Consider the following 21041-nt stretch of genomic DNA (forward strand, 5'->3'; position numbering starts at 1 on the left):
ATGTGGTGCTAATTTCTCTCTAGCAACTTTAATAAGATTTCGCCAAGGGTTTTTTTATTTTTTTTTAATATCTCAGAAAATCGTGGGTTAAGGACGAGTGGAATATTCTTCATGAACAGGAATTGTCAGAATGAAAGTAGAGCCTTTCCCTTGAGCAGATTTAATACTTATCGTGCCGCCAACCTCGTCCACCATCGTCTTGACCGCATCCATGCCAACGCCGCGTCCTGAGACCTCCGTGACTTGTTCAGCAGTGCTGAAGCCTGGAATGAACAAGAGTTTCCAGACCGCGTTTTCTTCAATGTATTGATGGACCAGTTGCTGATCCAGTTGCGGATGTTTTTTTGCTTTTTCGATCACTTTTTTCTCAGGAATCCCTCGGCCATCATCCTGAATTTCCAGAACGATATTCTGTTCTTTCTGCCAGGCGCGGAAGGTGATGATGCCCCATTCTTCCTTGCCCAGACTCAGACGTTCTTCCGGCAATTCGATTCCATGGTCCGCACAGTTCCTGAGCAAATGTCCCAACGGGCCTTCGAGTGCCAGCGCCAGTTGCTGGCTGATGGGAAATTGATCTCCTTCGATCCTCAGCCTGATCATTTTATCCAGTTTTTCATTGAGCTTGCCGAGTTCCTGATCCCAATGCTGAACAAGTTTTCTGACAGGAACCTGATCCATCTGACGAAAATAGCGGGTCACTTCAGGCCAGCGCTCATGAAAAACATTGTCTTTCAAATTTTCAAATACATCCCGGTCAATGACGATTCCCAGCAGACGACGACGGACTTCGGATTCCATATTTTCCAGGATGGCCTGGGCATACTGAACCTGTTGATTCAATTCAGCAATACCCTGCTTAATTTTGGTTCTCAGGTAAACCGGGATGGTTTGTTGTGTTTTATCAATCTTCAAATGATCTTCCAGCGTGTGAACCACTGATTTCATGGTATTGAGCAGAAAGATCCCACTTATGCCCTTGAGGGTGTGCAGATGGCGGGTCATTTCTACAAGGTTGAACTGTTGCGGATGATCCATGTGTTGTTCAAACTCATCCAACTCGTTCAAGGTTTCCTCAGCCAGTTGAATCAGATTCAGATAGGAATCCGGATCATCATAAATTTTCTGGATAATATTTTTCTCAAGTTTCAACGCTTCCTGCTCCCTTGCAAGACGCCGTTCTTCCGTGATGTCTTCAAGGCCAATATCGACCGCGACCAGTTTTTTCATGGAACTCCAGCAAGGGTAGTAGCTCAGGCGACACTCCCTGCTTGCGCCATTGTCCAGCACAAAGCGGGTCTCTGTTGGAAGAAGCTGGATCAGCATGTCGAAGTCCATCATTGAATCTTCAAACAGAATGGGAAAGGCCTGGCGCCATCCTTCCTGCTGGACTTCATCCTTTGGGAAAATAAGGGTTTCAACGGGTTTTCCTGTCAATTGACGCACCCCCAGAAGTTCGGTGCACTGGGTTGAATATTCATTGCTCACATTCCCTTGAGGATCCACTTTCATTAATCCCTGTGGTGTATGCTGGAACAGTTCACTGATTCGTTGACTGAGTTGGCTGAAACGGGTGGTGGTGTCGCGGAACACGTTCTGCCAGAGTTTGGGCAGACTGTTCACAATTTCCATGAAGGCATCCCGTTCAATCCGTAGAATTTTACTGGGAAGCAATGTTTTAACAGTGGCCGAGGCATTCATTTCCCCACGTAAACAGGACATCTCGCCAACTGATTCACCAATATTCCGCTGTGCGACGCGCTCATCATTCACCAGAATTTCCAGACAGCCTTCCTCAACAAAATACACACTGTCCGCCGGTTGTCCCTGTGTCAACAGAACCCGGTCCGCTTCGGCCTCGATTTCTTCCAGACAATATACCAGCGACATTAATTCTGAAGATTTGATGCCCTGAAACAAGGAAATCTTTTCCAAAAGAGCTAATCTGGAACGATGTTTGAAAATCAGCACCGCGTCTTCCAGGGTGTTTACATTTAAAAGTGTTGACAGATTGTCAGCATATTGACTGCTCAACTGTGTCAGAAGCTCTGTCTGATGTTTGTCAAGAGAGACCTTGTCATCACCCAGAATATCCAGAATTTTGGAAAAAGTCTGTTGCAGGGGGTCAGGAAGAATCGTCCACAGGTTCGAAAATTTCCGGTATTGCCCCAAGGCCTCTGTGACCCTGAAACGTTTTTGACGTTCCTGGGTCAGCAATTGGTCACGATGTTGAACCTGCTGAAGAAGTTTGTGGGTTTGACTGGAATGTTTCAGAACCATTCTGATTCTGGAGAGTAGCACTTTAGTATGGAACGGCTTGATCAGATAATCATTGGCACCATATTCCAGGCAATCATGCAGCATGGAATAATTTGCGGCGGTTGCGACCATGATAATGGGAAGCTCCTGAAATCTCTCTGTCTGACGGAGTTGACGCAGCAACCGCAGACCACTGATCACAGGCATGTCGGCCTCCAGCAGAACAAGCTCAATTGATTCCTGCTCCAGAACAGAAAAGACCGCATGCGATTGTGTCACGGAAATTGACTCAAAACCAAACTCGGCAAGCAATGTCATCAATGACTTTACGACCGGGACGGTGTGATCAACAATCAGAAATTTACCCATAAATTTTCCGGAATACAATGACTTGAAAATTAAAGACTGAACAACAATGGGCTGTTTTTATACTTTGATTTCGGCACCTTTGATTTTTATGTTGACAAACTGTCAACCAGGATTTGAAAGGTGCCTAAATTTCATAGAAAAATTGTTTCAGTTGACATGCATTTCATAGCATTCAAACAACCGATTTGCCAAGGTTTTTTCAATTCCTGATATATTGGCAGTTTTCAAAAGAGTTGGTAGATCCTGTGAATATTTCATGAAAAGGATATCGACAGTGGTAAGTTCTCAGCTTTCAGTTCTCAGTTTTTTTGAACCGATTGAAATTATTATTATTTTTATATAAGCATAAAATTTTCTTTGAAAGTTTTATATTAATAAAACTTTCAATTTCAATGACTTACTAAAAGCTGAAGGCTGATTACTGAAAACTTACAACTCTTGAGAAAAGAAAAAACAAGCCTTGATTCTATTTGACAGGAATGTAAGGAAACCTAAATAGTTTGTCACAACGTTCACCTCATTCATGAAATGGATACTCCTATGCGACGATTGTTTTTTATCGGGTTGGCTTTTTTACTGTCTTTCCTGACCAGTGTTCAGGCACAGGATGGGGCACTCAAAACCAGCACATCACCCACCAGTCAGGCTGATTATCGCTATGGTGGAAGCCTTATTTTCCGAACTCTCGATGAAGTGGAGAACATGGATCCGCCACGTATTGAATCGGATACCACCTACAAATTGGCGAGCAATGTGTTTGAAGGCCTGGTGCGTTATCAGGGCGAAACCAATTTTATTGAACCAGCACTGGCCCAAACATGGGAAGTGTCCAAGGATCAGTTACGCTGGACCTTCTTTCTGCGGAAAGATGTTGTATTCCATGATGGTTCACCCGTTGATGGTGAGGCTGTACTGTTCAGTTTCCAGCGTCAGCGAGATTCGAAGCATCCTTATTTCAGCAAGGATTTTATTTACGACTACCTCTATGAAGAAGTGGAGTCGATTCAGCAGACAGGCAAGTATTCCATTGAATTCAAGCTCAAACGTCCCTACAGCCCGTTTCTTCACATCCTGACCATGCCCCCGGCCGCGATTGTTTCACCTAAAGCGGTCAAGCTGGATCCTGAGAATTTTGGAAAACATCCGGTTGGCGCAGGCCCCTTCAAAGTGGGGGAATGGTCTGAAAAAGCCTTTGTGCTGGAAGCCTTTGACAAATATTGGGAGGGTCGTCCGTTTGTAGACAGGGTGGTGGTTCAACCCGCAAACTACCTCAAAGCGATGTTGCTCAATTTCCGTCAGGGCAATCTGCATCTGGCACGAGGCGTGACTGTCAATGAGTTGCTGTGGGTCAAGGGGGATTCTGACATTTTGACCAAACAGGTGCCTGCGAATCAGGTCAATTTTTTCATGTTCAATACCAAAAAAGAAATTCTGAAAAACAAACAGGTTCGCCGGGCCTTGCAATATGTCGTCAGGAAAGACGCCATGATCCGCTGGTTGTGGCAGGACAGCGCTTTGCCTTCAGATACCATTGTGCCACCCAACAGTTGGAGTTTCAGAGAACCCAAACATTATCAACAGGATCTGGACAAGGTTAAAACCATGCTGTCACAGGCCGGATATTCCGAGAGAATTGAACTGACCCTGCTGGCGCCTGTTCTGAGGGAAGAAGCATGGACCTTTTTGCAGGAATACTTTATTGCAGCCTGCGAAAAAGCTGGAATTCACATCAAACTCCAGAGGATTCCCTTCAAGGAATATGTTCAGGAACTCAAAAAAGCGGAATATGACATTGTCTGGGTGGGATGGTCTGTGGATCATGGCGATCCTGACAGTTATTTCACTCCGCTCCTGCATTCCAAAAACGCCTATGACGGCAATCTGTCCAACCTGGCCTATTACAACAATGAGGAAGTTGACAAATTGATGGACAAGGCACTGGTATTGACCGAACCGGAACAGCGGAAAAAACTTTATTTCCGCATTCAGGAGATCCTGGAGGATGATCCTCCCTGGATTCCGCTGATGGTTCCCAAACACTCATTTTTATACCATCGAAGTGTCGAAAACGTCATGGTGTCTGTGACAGGAAGACTGATTTTAGAAAAAATGTGGCTGGTCAAATAGTCGCGACAAGCGAATGTTCTCGGCCCGAGACCTTTTCAATATCCGAATTTTTTCAGGAGTTCCCTGTATGAAACTTAGTATTCGTTTTCAGATCATCACCCTGTGTATTGTCCTTGTATTGCTGGCAGTGGTCACTGTGACCTGGGTCAGTATCGCCCGTATGACAGCTCAGGTTGATGACAGCCTGTATCAAACCGGACAGCGAGTCCTGGAAAATATCACCCAGACCCGCATCAAGGAGTTTCTGGAAAAAGCGGAACGCATGTCAGTCCTTCTGTCACGCAACAATGACATGATGGAGATGCTCCGTGAAAACAACGCGACAGGCCTGGAACAATGGCTGGAGATGCAATCCAAAACAGAAATTTACGCCTTGATGGAAATTTTTAACAAAGACCGCGAACGTTTGGCAAAAAACCGTTGGCTCAATAAGAAAGATCAGGATGTGGAGCCTTTCCTCACAGCATCCGATGACACAACGCTCGAAAAAGCCAAAGATTATCAGATCAGTGCCGAACTCAGAGCGGTTGTCGGTGGACTGCTCATGAAAGTCTACATGCCGGTTGTGGACCCGGTGAATATGAATGTTCTGGGGGTTTTGATCATCAGTTTTCCCATGGTGAATGACTGGCTGGATTTCATCCGGGGAGAATCTGAATATCAGTTGACCATCACCAACACCAAAAGTCCTGAAATTGTTACCACCTTTGTCACACCAGAGGGCTTGAGAATGGAATCCTTGCCTGAAGAAGTCACTCAGGCGATTGATCTGCAAAACAATGGTTATCTGGAAAAAGTCTCCCAGTTTGATCAATCCTACATGGTATTTTTCACTCCGATCAATGACCTGCGGTTTGTACCACGCGGACATCTGGTAGTCTGGATGTCTCGAGAACTGATTGAAAAAACAACCCGTGAAATTTTGACCGTTCTGCTGTTTGTGGCCATTGCCGCGATTGTGATTTGTATCATTCTCGGACTTGTAGTGGCCTTGGGCATGACCCGTCCGCTGATGAATCTCACCAATTCAGTGTCAGATATTAATTTTGAAAATCTGCACATGGAAGAAATCGACATCAAATCTCCTGTTAAAAACGAACTCACGATTCTTCAGGATTCGTTCAACATGATGCGGGCCAATCTGTTGCGTGAACGTGACAAAATGACAGTTGCGCTGAATGTGTTTGGAAAATTTGTTCCCCGTGAACTGCTTGATAAAATGACACGGGGAAGCATGGAGCAGGTGGAAGTCGGCAAAATGGAATTTGAAAATTTCACACTGCTGTCTTCTGAAATGTATGATTTTCCACGATTCCAGCGATTGTTGTCCGATAAGGATCTGTTTCAGTTCATGCAGAATTACACCCAGGAAATCGCGGCCTGTATTGAAAGTTACGAAGGTTTTGGCGACAAATTCAGCCAGGGACGGTTCAAGGCGATTTTCGCGCATCGCGACAAACAGCGTGAAGTGTTCCACGCACTGCACGCGGCTATCATGGCACAAACCACTTTCAAGGCGCTTTCAGACAAACTGGCCGAAAGATTTCCTGATCTCAATGATCCCAATTTTGTAGTCGGGATCGGAATTCACACGGGAACCGTTTATTTTGGAACACTGGGCAGTGAATTCCGGATGGACCTGGCTACGATGGGGAATTCAGTGCGCATTTCCGCAAGGTTGTGCCATATTGCCCGCCAGTATCAATGCCGGATTGTCGCCTCGTTTGAAACCATTCAACACCTTGGTGAAAACAGTCCGTTCAAATATCGGGAACTGGATAAAATCTGGATTGAGGAAATGGGTGTTCCCATTCAGATTTATGAAATTTTTGACGGTGATCCGTTAGAGATCAGGGAGTTGAAAGAACAGATGGTCGATATTTTCACCGATGGCATCCGGCATTTCCGCGATCAGGACTGGGAAGCCGCCTTTACCTGTTTTCAGAAATGCGCGGAAATTTACCCGCAGGATCATCCAACCAAGCTTTATCTTGAGCGCCTGGAGCGATTCCAGTCCATGGAACTGCCTACAGATTGGGATGGAACTGTGCAAGGGCGGGTATTCCGGCATTGAGAGCGTTTTTACCAGAAAACCAGTTTTACGGAAACTCACCATGCAATCGGTTTTTTATCTCTGAAAAACCCACCTGAGGGCCCAGACTCAGGAAGTGTTGCAAGCCATACAATGGTTTCAGCGCCTTTGTCCACGGTTCGAGTCGCGTTGGAACCACCCATATCGGTTTTAACCCATCCCGGACAGACGGCGTTGACTTTGATGCCTTTTCCCTGAAGCTCATCATGCATGATCCGGGTCAAGGCATTGAGTGCTGTTTTTGACATCCGATAGCCATACCATCCACCATTCATATCTTCGAGAGAAGCCATTCCGGTAGACACATTCACAATTCGACCATAACCCTGTTCCAGCATCAATGGCACCAGCGCCTGAGACACATGAAACGCGCCCAGGGTGTTGTTTTCAAAACTTTGCCTGATCGTTTGGGGGTCAGCAGAAAGAAACGGAATGCCGGTTGATGAATCCTTTGAATGATCAAAAATCGCTCCGGCATTATTCACCAGAATATCCAGAGTTTTATATTTGTTCTGAATATAGTGCTTCAAGGCCTGTGCACTGGCTGGAATTGTGATATCCAGCGGATGATAATCCACGTTCAGTTTGTCCGCTTCTTTTTGGCCTTTTTGGGAATCCCGACTGGTCAAAATCACCTGAATTCCCTGAAGGGATAGTTGTCGGCATGTTTCCAGGCCGATCCCTCTATTACCACCTGTCACCACTGCCAGTTTTTGTTTCATGTTGTTTCCTGAATTGAAGGTTCATCTTAAAAAATTGAGAAAACCAGAATTAAAATAATTTGAAAAATATGGCAATCCTGAGATACAGATTTACAATTTTGAATAACCACTCGATGAAATCGAATAATGAAAGGAAAAAATATGGAGACTAAAACGGTTGTGATCACAGGCGCGAGTTCCGGAATCGGCAAAGCGTTGGCCTTTGAATATGCCAAACGCGGTTATCATCTGGGATTGACAGCCAGAAGATTGAACCTGCTGGAAGAAATCAAACAACAGGTGGAGCAGCAGTATTCCTCGGTCAAGGTGGAAATCCTGGAATTGGATGTAATGGATGAACGGGCTGTGTTTGCCGTGATGTCGCAATTTGCGGAACGATTCAGAACACTGGATGTCATCATCATCAATGCTGGAGTTTCTCTGCCTTGTAATCCGGGAACAGGCAAATATGAAAAAATTCAAAAAACATTTCAAACCAACCTGACTGGAGCCATTGCGACCATTGAAGCCTCTGTGGAAATTCTCAAACGTCAGAAATCCGGACAGATTGTTGGCATTTCATCTGTCGCCGCCTTCAGGGGATTGCCCGGTAACGCGGCATATTCAGCGTCAAAAGCAGCTTTATCCACCTACATGGAAGGCATCCGCAACCATCTGCGAAAACATCACATTGACGTGACCGTGCTCCATCCCGGATTCATCCACACTCCACTCGTAGAAAAACTGGATACGCCAGTGCCATTCATGATATCCGTTGAAAAAGGCGCCCGGCAGATAGCCGATCTGATCGAAAAACGGGTTTATAATTCGACAATTCCTGTCATGCCCTGGAGTGCGGTTTCAAAATTGATGCGTGCGATTCCAGATAAAGTATGGGCAAGATTTGGCCGATAACTGTACCTGGAATGGGTGAAATCCGGGATATCGAAAAGAATATACCAGAGGGATGAGTCTTGAATTATTGAACGATTTTAAATCTGAAAATCCTGATAATCCTGTTCCAGATCAAAGGGTGGAATTTTTTTCCAGAAGTCCTGTTGGAGATCCTGCTGACATTGTTCGCATCCGCATTTGAGTTTCCACATTTTGAAGAAACCCCAGCTCATGAAATACCCGCAATTTTCACAGGTATAACCTTCTTCTGTTGGAAACGCGGACATTTCCTCACAGTTGCGACATTGAACAGGTGCTGTATTTTCGTCGTTCATTCATCCCCCTTGATCTCGAAAACAATGATTTTTTGCATATTCATTTGAGGAATGTGGGTCAGCGTTTGGAAAATCCATAGGCTTTAAGCATAGTTTGAATCAGTGTTTTTACATCACTGTGCACAGGACTCCAGCCTAACACCTCAAGGGCTTTCTGACTGGTGGCCAAAACAACCGGAGGGTCACCGGGACGTCGGGGTGCCTGCTCTACCGTGAAATCAATGCCGGACATTTCCCTGGCCGCCTTCAGCATTTCAAAAACGGTCAATCCCTGAGACGTTCCCAGATTGACAATCAGACTCGGTTGCCCTTTCAGCAAATATTCCAGAGCGCGAACATGGCCACTGGCAAGATCTGTCACATGGATATAATCCCTGATACAACTGCCGTCCCGTGTTTCATAATCATCCCCGAAGACCATCACTTTTTCACGTTTGCCCACGATGGCTTCCATCACAATCGGCAGCAAATTGGCGGGCGATTGTTCGAGTCCATTGATTTCACCCTCGACATCATAGCCTGCGGCGTTGAAATACCGTAAACAAACATGATTCAGATTTTTGAGGCGACCATACCAGTCAAGAATGCGTTCAATTTCAAGCTTGGTAAAACCATAAAAATTGGCAGGTTGAGTGGGATGTTTTTCATCAATCGGGACATATTGCGGATCGCCATAAACCGCGGCGGTGGATGAAAAAATAAATTTATTGATGCCCGCGGCCACCACTTCATTGAGCAGGTTGATGGTGCCTGAAATGTTATGCACCGCATATTTATCAGGAATGACCATGGACTCACCTGCCGCTTTCAAAGCCGCAAGATGAATGACTGCGTCAATGTTCCGGCAAGCTTCCCTGATTTGCGGCGGTATCAGCAGATCCCCATGAATGAAAGAGGCTCCAGGTTGTAAATTCTGTCGCAATCCGGAACTCAGATTGTCAAAAACTGTCACCTGAAAACCGGCACGCAGAAGAGCCTTGACCACATGACTCCCAATGTAACCTGCGCCACCGACCACCAAAACCCTGCACTGTGTAGCACTCATTGCCATTCCTCAAACTGGATTATTTATCCTGTGGGTCTTCAACGACCTCAAACAATACACCAAACGGATTTTGATCCCGTGATTTGGGATGAATAAAAAACACCGTGGTGCCTCTTGAACCCGGACGAGGTGCCGCATCAATGATGTTGAAACCTTCTTTTTTCAAATGATTGAATGCCGCATGGATATCTTTTACACGAAAGCCGACATGCGCCAGGCCACCTTTTCCGCCACCACGTTCAATCATTTTCTGAACGGGAGATTGATCACTCAGAGGTTCCAGTAATTGAATCAGATTAGGGCTGTTGCCAATGCGAAGCAACGATTCACGAACCTGATCTTTGCCGAGAATTTCTTCCCGATGCATTTCCTGGAATCCCATCAGTTGATATGCTTCAACCTGCGCGTCCAGTTCTCCCTTGAGAACAGCGATAGCGATATGATCCACAAACAAAAAGCCTGGAACACGTTCCATCTCATTGGTGTTAAAATTGGCTGTCATGTGTTTCTCCATGCGGATGAATGATTATTTTATTCTGGTTTTTGACTGGAAGGCGTCCAGCGCAAAACCGGTTTACGTGCGGCAAGACTTTCGTCCAGACGCCGTCTTGGTGTCAGATGCGGTGCTGTTTTCACGAGTTCCGGGTTTTCATCGGCTTCCTGCAGAATCTGTTTGATGGCATCCACGAACCGATCCAGTTCATCTTTGGGTTCCGATTCAGTGGGTTCAATCATCAGGGCACCTTTGACGATCAACGGGAAATATACGGTTGGCGGATGAAATCCATAGTCAATCAATCGTTTGGCCAGATCCAGCATGGCGATGCCGCCATGTTTATCGAGTCCCTTGTCACTGAACACGACTTCATGCAAGGAGGCTTCATGGGATGCGAGTGACAGGATGTCTTTCAACTGATGCTTGAGATAATTGGCATTCAGTACCGCTACTTCTGACATTTGTTTCAACCCATCGCTACCAAGTGCCACTATATAGGTCAACGCTCGTAGAAGGATTCCGAAATTCCCATAAAATGTGGAAACTTTGCCAATGGATTGAGGACAATCCCAATCCAGAAAATAGCCACCATTGGCATGTAAACCAACACGGGGTACGGGCAAATAAGGTGCCAGTGTGCTGGTGCAGAAACAGGGACCTGCTCCGGGACCGCCCCCGCCATGAGGCGTGGCAAAAGTTTTATGCAGATTCAGATGCAGAACGTCCATGCCATAATCACCAGGGCGGGCAATCCCGACCTGAGCGTTCATATTGGCACCATCGCAATAAACAAAACCGCCTTTCTTATGAACAATTTCAGCGACTTTCAGGATGTCTCGTTCAAAAACCCCCAGCGTATTGGGGTTGGTAAGCATCAAACCGGCAACCTCTTCATCCATGGCTTGTTCAAGTGCTTCCAGATCGACCAGACCGTTGGGCAAACTTTTGATCTGTCGGGTTTCATAGCCTGCAAGAGCGGCACTGCTGGGGTTGGTTCCATGAGCGCTGTCAGGAATTAAAATATATTTCCGCGGGTTGCCCTGAGCTTCCAAATGAGCACGGATCAGCATGATACCGACCAGTTCGCCTTGAGCACCAGCCACCGATTGCAGGGTGACAGAGTGAAATCCCGTGATTTCCAGCAGATATTTTTCCAGCAGATACAACATCTCAAGATTGCCTTGCACCAGTTTGTCGGGCATCTCAGGATGAGTCCGGTTGAACCCGGGATAACGGGCAATCACTTCATTGATTCTGGGATTATATTTCATGGTGCATGATCCCAACGGATACATGGCGGCATCAATCGAGAGATTTTTTTTGGAAAGTCGTGTGAAATGCCGCACTGTCTCAAACTCGGACAATTGGGGAATGCCGTCAAGATTGTCTTGACGTAAGGCAACTCCGGGCATAATGGAAGCCAGATTCACATCCGGAACATCAAGTTCTCTCAATTTTACACCATCACCATCAGTCGCCTGATAATCAAAAGACAGCGGAGTTTCATGGAAATATCCAACGGGCGTTTTCATAATTATGAATCCTGAAAAGATTGTTAGGAAAAGTGCGTGCCAGTCTTGCCATAGGTATCTTAAGACGCAAGCCAATCTTTGCTTGTCGAAGGATGGTTCAAATTTTGCTTTTTAAGGCCAAACCAGCAATTTTTTCCACTTTTTTTATTGAAGACCGCCTATGTCCTTAGCCCCTATTCCATCCGGATATCTCAAAGCATTGATTTATGGATTATGTTGCCTGTTTCTGATGGGGTGTCAGGAAAAAGATGATGTGCAATTTGCGGAAACATCCCAGACCAATTATGCAAAAAATATCTCAACACGCGATTTCAAGGTCAGTACGACCCAGATCAAACCAGATGAAATCAAGGCCCGGATCAATCAAACCAAAGGGTTCTATAACAACCCGCCGACCACTACGGAATCCTGCACAGACAATCAGCTTTCCGGCGATGAAATCTTTAAAAAAAGCAATGATGGGTTTTATATTCTGGTGAGTCCCAATGTAGACGTCAGTGGATGCCTGCTTCTCGAAGATCAAGATTCCGCATTGGTTAGCGCGGAATCCAGTGTGTATTATTACTTACGCTACCGGGACAGTCAGGACAAAGCCATCCCGGATCTTGAAGGAAAAACACTGAGCGAACGTACCGGGATTTCAGGGGTGGTCAAAACCGATTTCATCATTAAAACGTTTCTGACCTATCAGACAACCCAGACTGTGCTTGGGAAAAGTGTGGATGTCACTCATCGCATTCTGACCATGGAATCTTCAACACTCGATGCTGACAGCCATTGCAGTCTGGGCAGTGATTTTATCATCACAGGATGTTCAACACGGGAAATGCATGAAATAGAATCCAGCAATCAGAAACTGGTGGAAAACAGTGTCGATGTGATCATTCTGGAAAAGAATAATTTGAAGACCTCCTCAGAAGGATTGTATTATACTCAGGGCACTATCAGTTTTACGATCAATAACTGGACGGGCAGGATGATCTATGCTGAAGAAGATTCAACGGACGCACCCAAATATTATGTGGAAAGCAGTGATGTGGAAAATGGATCCGGCACCTTTGGCGGTCGGATCATCACAGCGTTGGGCGAGACGTCAGAACCATTTTTTTTCATAAACGCAAGGGCCTCGGGTCTCTGAAAATATTCCTACGGAACGGCAAAAGAATAAGTTGTAAAAGTTTGCTCGTGCCCACGGGACGTAGGGCACGTTATCCCTCAGAAGCTCTGCTTCGAACACATCGGAGGTGTTCACGGAATGATACCGGACAACGATTTGAACCGGTTGCCGTCACCAGAAAATTTACCGCAGGAAAAATATTATTCCGAGGTCAGTGAGGCATCTTCGAGGATAACAGTGTAGACATATCCCTGCCCCAGGTCCTTATCCGCAGTCAGTTTTCCTTTACAAATAACAGTATCACCGACCTTGGCCTCTTCTTGTGTGGTGATCGTAAGATCGTTGGTTCCTGCGGATCCGGAACCATCCTGTAGATGTATCCAGTTTTTACCCATGATTCCTGAAAGAAATTTAACGACTGTTCCCCGAACCGCAACAGCTTGTCCATTCAACTCATTCCTTTTTGCATAAAGTTCTTCAACGCTATAGCCCCCCTCCATTTTCTGTACTGAAATTTCAGCGGTAACAGGTTGGGCTGTCATTGACATGGTTTTATCAGGCGTTGTCATGTGTGGGTTGGAGGCGGATTGAGAGGTATATAAATCCGCAATGGTTGAGTTTTGACCGTCTGAGAAGGCGGAGTTCACATTCCCTTTCTTGCCCAGGACTTGAACAGCATCGGTGAAAATGATTTGATCAAAGGTTTTGTCTAATGTTTTGCTGTGAAAATTGATCATGGCTTGTCCCGCACGATACTGGATAGTATCCCCGGGACTCACTTCCAGTTGATTGGATGCAAGCCAGATACTGACTCCATTTTCCTCACCTTCAATATAAGTGTACTGTCCAGCATTTTGGGTTGAAATAACAACCATTTGTTTATTCATGCCCGAAGAAACCTTTTGAGCCATAGTCTCATTGGTGCCAGCGTTTTTTGTCGTACTTTCTTGTTGTTCACACGCAACTGACAGGAATAACAGAACAGCCATTGAGACGAATGTGAATAATTTTATAAAGGGCAACTTTCCAGGGCCTGAAGAAGTAAGATGCATGGGATATCCTGTGGTTTATAGTTTTAAAAATGAATTGGTGGAGCACCCTATGTGCGACACACCACTTATATTTGAGAAACAACATTCCGGACAGCCGCCACTGTTTTTTCCAGATCCTCCGTCGTGTGAGCTGTTGAGACAAACATGGCTTCAAAGGCAGAGGGTGGCAGATAAATTCCTTGAGCCAGCATGAGTTTGAAAAACTTTTTGAAGCGTTCCACATTGCAGCCTAACGCATCCGTATAATTTCTCACAGGCGTTTCTGAAAAAAACAATCCCATCATTCCACCTGCGTTATGCGTCTGAACCGGAATACCGGCCTTGGTGAATACAGAAATAAGCGCCTGAACCAACCAGTTTGTGTTTTCACTCAAATCACGGAACGCGTCTGAGTTCCTGAGTTCTGTCAAGGTCGCAATTCCGGCGGCTACCGCCACGGGATTTCCTGAAAGAGTGCCCGCCTGATAAACGGGGCCTGCTGGTGCGACCTTGAGCATGATGTCCTGTCGTCCACCATAGGCACCGACGGGTAAACCACCACCAATCACCTTACCAAACATGGAAAGGTCAGGTTGAATTCCCAGCAGTGCCTGCGCTCCGCTGTAATCCACACGGAAGCCTGTCATGACTTCATCCGCAATCAGCAAAATACCTTCTCTGTCACAAATCTGTCTCAAGCCTGTCAAAAAATCATGTTCAGGTCGGATCATTCCCATATTTCCGGGAATCAATTCCAGAATCACCGCGGCGATCTCTCCGGCATGTTCATCGACCAACCTCGAAACTGATTCCAGATCATTGAATTCTGCCAGCAGGGTGTGTTCGGTGAACGATGCGGGGACTCCCGCGGAATTAGGGATCCCCAGAGTCGTTGCGCCGGATCCCGCCTTTACCAGCAGATAATCCACGCTTCCGTGAAAACAGCCTTCAAATTTGATCACCTTGTCCCGCCCTGTGTAACCTCGTGCGGCACGGATCGCGCCCAAGGCGGCTTCACTGCCGGAGTTCACCAGACGCAGCATTTCAACACTTGGCACCGCGTCATTCACCATCTCAGTCAGGATGCTCTCGGCTTCAGTCGGCGCGCCGAAAGAGGTCCCACGTTGAACCGCCGCGATAATGGCCTGCTGAACAATTTCATTGGCATGTCCAAGAATCAACGGTCCCCATGAACCCACGTAATCAATATATTCATTGCCATCCACATCATAAATTTTTGAACCCTTGCCATGACTGATAAACAGGGGGTTCATATCAACTGATTTAAAAGCGCGTACCGGACTGTTAACGCCGCCGGGAATACGAAGTTGGGCTCGTCGAAACATTTCAGAGGATCTTGTGTTTTGCATAGCTGTCTCATGAAAAAATCAGAAAAGAAGCCTGAACCTTAGCAGGCAAGGAATCAGGTACGTGAATCAGAATTTAACAGATGGGAATGGTTTGACACCCATGGAATGATCAGGGTTATCAGAAGTCCGGCCTTGACCAGATTTGTGCTTAAAACATGTTGCTCACGGAATAACACTCTGGTTGCAGGATTCTGCCAATCCTTGCCAAAGACCATTTCCGACATTTCAGGAACAACGACCAGTGCCAGCGCCCCCCAGATAATGAGTCCCGCAAGCAGAAGTGTTTCCCTGCATAATAATTTGACACGATGATCCCGGAAATCATTTCGAAAATTCGTTTGTTCAAGCATGGTGCTGATCAGAAAAGCGATCAAACAGGCAGGAACAAACGCACTGAACAGTGACGTCATCAGGATGGTGGAATAGTGATGAATCTGCGAAGAATCCGGAATCAGAAGGGGTAATTTGAAAAATGTGAGTGGGGCAAGAAAGGCGGCAATGAGGAAGCAACCACCAGTGATGATGCTCCAGCATGCCCATGAAATATAACTAAAAATGGAATTCAGATGATGTTTCAAGGGACCCTCGTGTGATACGTGTTGTGAGAGTCCGAAGTTTCATAATTGGAGGGTTATTTGTCAAGACAACTCAACAGTATTTTACTGCGAGAGGCATGACTGAGTTTACTCAGCGCTTTTGCTTCAATCTGCCGGATATGTTCCCGGGTAACATTAATCAATTTCATGTGATTTCTCACATTCCAAAAATTTCGGATTTATCTTGGCACAATCAGCGACTTGTTGGGGGTCTCTCCGTTGAGACTCCTATAATTGGGCAATACTAATTCATGTCACGTGAACAGTTCTTGCAATAGAAGGTATTCCATCCGGTTGCATCCGGTTTAATTCCAGGAATGCGGCTTTGATGGCATTGAGTAGACCTTAGCCGAAAAGTATTTTTCCATGCCGGAAATTTGTCCAAGAGATGTGGGAGGGAAAGCCCACAAGGGCCTCCCTATCCCGATTTCCGGCGATCGCCTTAACAGTCTTGCACCTGAGGTAGGGAACCCTGAAAAGGGTTAAAGATCGGATACTTAAAAAAGTTCGCAAACAGATAAGGTGATGTCGTCATTCAATGGCTGATTTCCAAGAAAATCCTGAAGTTTTTTAACGATTCCGTTTACAAGCCCATCGACTGTTAAAGCCGCCCCTTCACGCATGCAACGTTTGAGGTTTCGATTTCCCCATTCCTCACCTTGAGAATTCTGATTTTCAATGAGGCCATCGGTATAAAACAGAAGTTTATCTCCCCGTTGCAATTGAAAGGTCGTTTCAGAAAATTGGTATAAAACCTGATATCCCAACGGAGAATTGGTTCCGACCAAAGGTTTGATTTCGTTTGAAGAACGAATCAGGACAGGGAAATTGTGTCCAGCGTTGCTCACTGTCAGTAGCAGGTCATCCAGATGAATTCTGGCGGCCAGAAATGTCATGTGATAATCAGGCGAACCACTTTCAAAAACTGTTGAGTTGAGTTGCTCCAGCAAAGCTCCCGGTGTCGGGATAATATTTTGGGATGACCATATTTTTTCCAGGGTGCGGCAGGCGGAACAGACCGTTGCTGTCACCATGGCCGCAGGCGCACCATGCCCTGTGACATCGCCAATCAGGATAAACAGATAATTCTCAAAACTGGTCATGAAGCCATACCAGTCACCACCGGTTTCCGACGCGGACTGAAACCATGTCGCGACGCGTACCCGTGGAATTTCAGGATTACTTTTGGGAAACAATGCCATTTGCAGAGCCGCCGCCATTTTGAGTTCTGCTTCCTTTTCCTTGATCAGCAACAGATCTTTTTCATGCTGTTTTCTTTGGAGAGCACTTGCGAAGATAGATCCAATCACATGAAACTGCCGGATGTCCTCATCTTTCCATGTTGTGAATTTCTGAGGGTTCTCACAACCGAAAAAGCCAGTGACCTCACCTTCATAAATGATGGGGATGGTCAGAATATTACTCTGCGGTGGGATATGTTTTCCGGCAGAAGGCGGGACTTCAAAAAGAGGTTTTTCTGAGGATTCGCGTGACTCCGTTCTAATCAAAAATTCACGGACACCTAATTTTAAAGCACATTGGCAGAAGGGTTCAAAGGCAGTGTCATGCCATTCATAAAGCTGTGCGAGATCCCCATTGGGCAACAGGTTCAGAAAAAAACAACTGGATGCGCCAATATGCCGGGCCAGTGTTTCCAGAGAATGATTGATCGCCGCATCAATTTCCTGGGTTGAAATGGTGATGAACTGAGTTGAAATGGATGAGACGATACTTTCCAGTTGAATTCTGTATTGCAGATCTTCTGTTCGTTCGGCGACACGGCGTTCCAGTTCATTCAAGGTCAGTCTGGCGGCCAGCGCACTGTTCACCCTTGCTTTAAGCACCAGTTCCCGAACAGGTTTGTTCACATAATCCACAGCCCCCCACCGGAAACATTCCGCCAGCAGAAGATCACTGATTTCCGCGGTCAGCATGATGACCGGTATGCTGGAAAAATCAGGATTGCGCTGAAGTTCCCTGAGAAGGGTAATACCGTCCATTTCCGGCATGTTGATATCCATCAGAATCAAATCGAATGGATCTTTTTCCAGTCTGTTGAACACATGTTTAGCGACTGAAACAAAACTCAGTTGATGTCCGGCCTGACTCAAATGAAGCCTGACCTGCTGGAATATCTGAAAATCATCATCAACAACCAGGATTTGAGACATCGTTTCAACCAATCAGTTTTTTAACCACCGGCAGTATTTTTTCACCGATAAAGGGTTTGACCAACCACCCATTCACTTTTAAATCCTTCGCGCGTTTCTTCAGCGCCGGGTGATTTTCAGTCGTAAACATCAGAATCTGAATCTGTTGATTTTCCATCTCCAGACGAATTTTTTCGACCATGGAGATACCATCCAGTTCCGGCATATTAACATCACTGATGACCAGTTTGAGTTCCGGATGAGATTGAATTTTCTGAATCCCCTCATTGCCATCATTCGCGGTAATCACCTTGTAGCCCTGTTTTGACAGGAATCCCTGCACCTCGGTTCTTATACCACGGGAGTCATCAACTATCAGAATATCCGCCATATTCGCCCCCATTTCCCCTCATAAGCTGTTGTTTGATTTCATTCAATGCCTTTTCCAGCAAACTCTCATTAGCAACCAATGCCGCTTTCTCGAGCTTTTTCAGAAAAGGATTCAATTGTTGAATCACCGGCTCACAAAGTTCTGTGATCAGCAGAATCTGATCCATGAGCTTCTCCGTCTCAAAGATGGAAACCTGCGCCAGTTTCTCCATTTCTTTCAATATCCTTACGTTATCAGATTCAGATGCGCAAGGATGGTTTTTGGGGGGCGTATCTGTTTCGATTTTTAAATAATGACCTAACAACAAGCTCAATTGATGAGAATCAACAGGTTTAGTCAGATATTCGTTCATTCCGGCTCGCAGGGCATTCATCTTCTGACTTTTAAAGGCATTGGCCGAGATTCCGATAATTGGCAGATCCTGATATTTTTCCCTGATCTTCAGGGTTGCGGTAATTCCATCCATCACCGGCATATCAATATCCATCAGCACCAGATCCGGCATCAATTCATCTGTTTTCAGTATGCCTTCCTGTCCATTGCCGCAGACATGCAGATCCATGCCCATGTTTTTAAATAACGCCACCATCATTTCCTGATTCAACGGGTTGTCTTCAACCAGTAAAACCCGATTTTCTCCTGAGAATTTCACAAGGTTAGTCTCAAGTTCCATGGCTATAGCCGTACCTTCAGAATGTCGCAAAGGCAGTCTTACGGTAAATAGGGACCCCTGTCCCACAGTGCTCTGAATGGATATCTCTCCCTGCATGAGTTCCACCATTCTTTTGGTGATGGCCAACCCCAGTCCTGTTCCTCCATAATTTCGGGCCGTCGAGGTGTTTGCCTGTTCAAACTCGCCGAACACGGCATCCAGTCTATTTTCAGGAATCCCGATTCCTTCATCGGCAACCTGAATGAGCAGGTGAGAATCATCATCCGCAAGCACTTCAATTCTGACAGACTTCCCCTGTGGTGTAAATTTCAGGGCATTGCTGGTCAGATTCAGCAGAATCTGATTGATTTTGGTTCTGTCAGAATAAATCACTTCCGGCAAACTGGCGTTATAGCTGAAACTGAAGAGGATCTGCTTTTCAAGAGCCTTGAATTTATTGATATGGTAAATACCCTGGATCAGGGCTTTGAGATTAAGATTTTCTTCCGAAATGCTCATTTTTCCTGCTTCGATTTTTGCCAGATCCAGAATATTGTTGACCAGTTCCGCCAGAGTTCGGCTTGCTCCATGGATATTTCGAAGATACTGCTTCATCTCTGCCGGTATCTCAACTTCCTGCATCTGATCCAATATGATTCCGCAGAAACCTGAGATCGCGTTCAGGGGGGTTCTGATTTCGTGGCTCATACTGGAAAGAAAGGATGTTTTCGACGCGCTGATTTTTTCAGCGTTGATTCTTGCCTGTTTCAACTCATTCTCGGTTTTTTCCTGAAGAAGTTTGGCTTCGGTCACATTGGTCCGTATCAATCCCACCCCCAACGTTTCCCCTGAAGGACCAAACAACGGAAAGCGATGGTTCATATAAAACACACGGTTGTCTCCAAACAAATCCATGTCATCATCTTCATCCTGGATCATGGTTTCTGTGGTCAACGGCACATTTTTCTCCAGAACCCATTGATCGTCTTCCTCTGTTTCCAGCAGATGAGCGGCATTACCCTCTTCAATAATCTGTGACAGGGTTTTTCCCAGAATATTTTCATTGGGTTTGAACCCCATTTCGATCAGATACAACCGGTTTGCCAGAATAAATTTTCCTGTGTTGCTACGGGCGCAGATGGCCATCGGCGCGGTATTGATAAAATTTCTGAGAAACAGGTTATTCCCGGAGCTGACAAAGGGCGTCTTGTTCAACTTATCGACCTGATACATTTCCAGAACATGATTTTCTGTTCTGACAAACCTGACCTTCAACAGAACATGGCACTCCTCTTCAAAGGTAACTATTCTGAACTCACAACAGAACTCAGGAAATTTTCCTGAATCTCCGGTGATGGAAATTTCCTGACGAAACAGATTCCAGGCTTCAATAATACGGTCTCTGTCCTCTGGAACAATGTAATGTAGCCATTCTGATATATCATTTCCCTGAAACCAAAATAACTCCCGCCATTGACGATTGGTCTCAATCTGTTGTCCCGGATGATGAACCAGCATCAAACCGCCGCCAAAGAATGGTTCAAAAATTGGCAATATTTGATCGGATTCCATCAATTTCTCAAAACTGTTATGCATGGGAGTTCACTGGCAGAAGAATTTCAAAACTGGTTCCATGTGATTTTTTACTGATGACCTGTATGGTTCCTCCCGAAAATTGAACAGCCTCTTTAACAATCGACATTCCCAGGCCCAATGTCATCAACTTAAGGGGGTAGCGGGATGTTATTCTGAGTGTTAAATCCCCCCATGCCCCCTTTTGAAAAGTGGGATTTACTTGCAGGTAATTTCTTAACTTAACAGCCTTGCACCAGAGGTAGGGAACCAGAAAAAATGGTTAGTGATCACAAAAAAAATAAAATCCCAAAG

The 21041-nt window shown here is 45.7% G+C and carries 16 protein-coding genes and 1 pseudogene; 4 read left to right on the forward strand and 13 right to left on the reverse strand.

The window, feature by feature from the left end; all coding sequences use genetic code 11:
* Positions 1-87: 87 nt before the first annotated feature.
* Entirely contained in the window at positions 88-2625 is a 2538-nt protein-coding gene (locus HQM11_10445) for a response regulator (protein MBF0351441.1), read from the reverse strand.
* Between the two features lie 540 nt (positions 2626-3165).
* Here HQM11_10445 and HQM11_10450 point away from each other — a divergent pair.
* Together HQM11_10450 and HQM11_10455 are read left to right on the forward strand one after the other, a co-directional pair.
* Positions 3166-4752: a hypothetical protein gene (locus HQM11_10450; protein MBF0351442.1), complete on the forward strand. Its 1587-nt coding sequence runs from the start codon at positions 3166-3168 to the stop codon at positions 4750-4752.
* A gap of 67 nt (positions 4753-4819) precedes the next feature.
* Positions 4820-6826, forward strand: a complete 2007-nt coding sequence (locus tag HQM11_10455) for an adenylate/guanylate cyclase domain-containing protein (GenBank protein ID MBF0351443.1) — start codon at positions 4820-4822, stop codon at positions 6824-6826.
* A 35-nt stretch (positions 6827-6861) separates the two neighbouring features.
* Here the strand turns inward: HQM11_10455 and HQM11_10460 are convergent, their stop codons facing one another.
* Positions 6862-7566, reverse strand: coding sequence for an SDR family oxidoreductase (locus HQM11_10460; protein ID MBF0351444.1), 705 nt, complete (start codon positions 7564-7566; stop codon positions 6862-6864).
* Between the two features lie 141 nt (positions 7567-7707).
* Between HQM11_10460 and HQM11_10465 the strand changes: the two genes are divergently transcribed.
* The gene (locus tag HQM11_10465) at positions 7708-8460 is read left to right on the forward strand and encodes an SDR family oxidoreductase (GenBank protein MBF0351445.1); all 753 of its coding nucleotides are present in this window, start codon (positions 7708-7710) and stop codon (positions 8458-8460) included.
* A gap of 77 nt (positions 8461-8537) precedes the next feature.
* Here HQM11_10465 and HQM11_10470 read toward each other — a convergent pair whose 3' ends face one another.
* The 4 genes from HQM11_10470 to gcvPB are packed head-to-tail and all read right to left on the reverse strand — an operon-like array spanning position 8538 to position 11847.
* On the reverse strand, positions 8538-8774 hold the full coding sequence (locus tag HQM11_10470; protein MBF0351446.1) for a hypothetical protein: 237 nt from the start codon (positions 8772-8774) through the stop codon (positions 8538-8540).
* A gap of 58 nt (positions 8775-8832) precedes the next feature.
* Positions 8833-9819, reverse strand: coding sequence for a UDP-glucose 4-epimerase GalE (gene galE, locus HQM11_10475; protein MBF0351447.1), 987 nt, complete (start codon positions 9817-9819; stop codon positions 8833-8835).
* Between the two features lie 19 nt (positions 9820-9838).
* On the reverse strand, positions 9839-10333 hold the full coding sequence (locus tag HQM11_10480; GenBank protein MBF0351448.1) for a VOC family protein: 495 nt from the start codon (positions 10331-10333) through the stop codon (positions 9839-9841).
* Positions 10334-10350: 17 nt separating this feature from the next.
* Positions 10351-11847 (reverse strand): aminomethyl-transferring glycine dehydrogenase subunit GcvPB, encoded by a 1497-nt coding sequence (gene gcvPB / locus HQM11_10485; protein ID MBF0351449.1) that lies wholly within the window; start codon positions 11845-11847, stop codon positions 10351-10353.
* A gap of 160 nt (positions 11848-12007) precedes the next feature.
* Between gcvPB and HQM11_10490 the strand changes: the two genes are divergently transcribed.
* Complete coding sequence (locus HQM11_10490; protein MBF0351450.1) at positions 12008-12985, forward strand: hypothetical protein; 978 nt, start codon at positions 12008-12010, stop codon at positions 12983-12985.
* 179 nt (positions 12986-13164) lie between these two features.
* Here the strand turns inward: HQM11_10490 and HQM11_10495 are convergent, their stop codons facing one another.
* From HQM11_10495 to HQM11_10525, 7 genes and pseudogenes are all read right to left on the reverse strand, one after another.
* Positions 13165-13875: a hypothetical protein gene (locus HQM11_10495; protein MBF0351451.1), complete on the reverse strand. Its 711-nt coding sequence runs from the start codon at positions 13873-13875 to the stop codon at positions 13165-13167.
* 206 nt (positions 13876-14081) lie between these two features.
* The gene (hemL, locus tag HQM11_10500) at positions 14082-15365 is read right to left on the reverse strand and encodes a glutamate-1-semialdehyde 2,1-aminomutase (protein ID MBF0351452.1); all 1284 of its coding nucleotides are present in this window, start codon (positions 15363-15365) and stop codon (positions 14082-14084) included.
* A gap of 53 nt (positions 15366-15418) precedes the next feature.
* Positions 15419-15943, reverse strand: a complete 525-nt coding sequence (locus HQM11_10505; GenBank protein ID MBF0351453.1) for a hypothetical protein — start codon at positions 15941-15943, stop codon at positions 15419-15421.
* Between the two features lie 53 nt (positions 15944-15996).
* A pseudogene (locus tag HQM11_10510) lies at positions 15997-16098 on the reverse strand (hypothetical protein).
* Positions 16099-16458: 360 nt separating this feature from the next.
* Entirely contained in the window at positions 16459-18132 is a 1674-nt protein-coding gene (locus HQM11_10515) for a SpoIIE family protein phosphatase (protein MBF0351454.1), read from the reverse strand.
* Positions 18133-18136: 4 nt separating this feature from the next.
* Complete coding sequence (locus tag HQM11_10520) at positions 18137-18502, reverse strand: response regulator (GenBank protein ID MBF0351455.1); 366 nt, start codon at positions 18500-18502, stop codon at positions 18137-18139.
* On the reverse strand, positions 18480-20726 hold the full coding sequence (locus HQM11_10525) for a response regulator (GenBank protein MBF0351456.1): 2247 nt from the start codon (positions 20724-20726) through the stop codon (positions 18480-18482). Before HQM11_10525 ends, HQM11_10520 begins: the two co-directional genes overlap by 23 nt.
* Positions 20727-21041: the final 315 nt, after the last annotated feature.

The organism is SAR324 cluster bacterium (genome assembly GCA_015232315.1).
Classification (GTDB): domain Bacteria; phylum SAR324; class SAR324; order SAR324; family NAC60-12; genus JADFZZ01.

What these genes read in the sequence shown, in the direction of transcription:
- gcvPB (MBF0351449.1), bottom strand. Translation starts at nt 11,847, where the DNA reads ATGAAAACGCCCGTTGGATATTTCCATGAAACTCCGCTGTCTTTTGAT.
- hemL (MBF0351452.1), bottom strand. Translation starts at nt 15,365, where the DNA reads ATGCAAAACACAAGATCCTCTGAAATGTTTCGACGAGCCCAACTTCGT.
- HQM11_10460 (MBF0351444.1), bottom strand. Translation starts at nt 7,566, where the DNA reads ATGAAACAAAAACTGGCAGTGGTGACAGGTGGTAATAGAGGGATCGGC.
- HQM11_10455 (MBF0351443.1), top strand. Translation starts at nt 4,820, where the DNA reads ATGAAACTTAGTATTCGTTTTCAGATCATCACCCTGTGTATTGTCCTT.
- galE (MBF0351447.1), bottom strand. Translation starts at nt 9,819, where the DNA reads ATGAGTGCTACACAGTGCAGGGTTTTGGTGGTCGGTGGCGCAGGTTAC.
- HQM11_10490 (MBF0351450.1), top strand. Translation starts at nt 12,008, where the DNA reads ATGTCCTTAGCCCCTATTCCATCCGGATATCTCAAAGCATTGATTTAT.
- HQM11_10515 (MBF0351454.1), bottom strand. Translation starts at nt 18,132, where the DNA reads ATGTCTCAAATCCTGGTTGTTGATGATGATTTTCAGATATTCCAGCAG.
- HQM11_10480 (MBF0351448.1), bottom strand. Translation starts at nt 10,333, where the DNA reads ATGGAGAAACACATGACAGCCAATTTTAACACCAATGAGATGGAACGT.
- HQM11_10445 (MBF0351441.1), bottom strand. Translation starts at nt 2,625, where the DNA reads ATGGGTAAATTTCTGATTGTTGATCACACCGTCCCGGTCGTAAAGTCA.
- HQM11_10450 (MBF0351442.1), top strand. Translation starts at nt 3,166, where the DNA reads ATGCGACGATTGTTTTTTATCGGGTTGGCTTTTTTACTGTCTTTCCTG.
- HQM11_10470 (MBF0351446.1), bottom strand. Translation starts at nt 8,774, where the DNA reads ATGAACGACGAAAATACAGCACCTGTTCAATGTCGCAACTGTGAGGAA.
- HQM11_10495 (MBF0351451.1), bottom strand. Translation starts at nt 13,875, where the DNA reads ATGGCTCAAAAGGTTTCTTCGGGCATGAATAAACAAATGGTTGTTATT.
- HQM11_10525 (MBF0351456.1), bottom strand. Translation starts at nt 20,726, where the DNA reads ATGGAATCCGATCAAATATTGCCAATTTTTGAACCATTCTTTGGCGGC.
- HQM11_10520 (MBF0351455.1), bottom strand. Translation starts at nt 18,502, where the DNA reads ATGGCGGATATTCTGATAGTTGATGACTCCCGTGGTATAAGAACCGAG.
- HQM11_10465 (MBF0351445.1), top strand. Translation starts at nt 7,708, where the DNA reads ATGGAGACTAAAACGGTTGTGATCACAGGCGCGAGTTCCGGAATCGGC.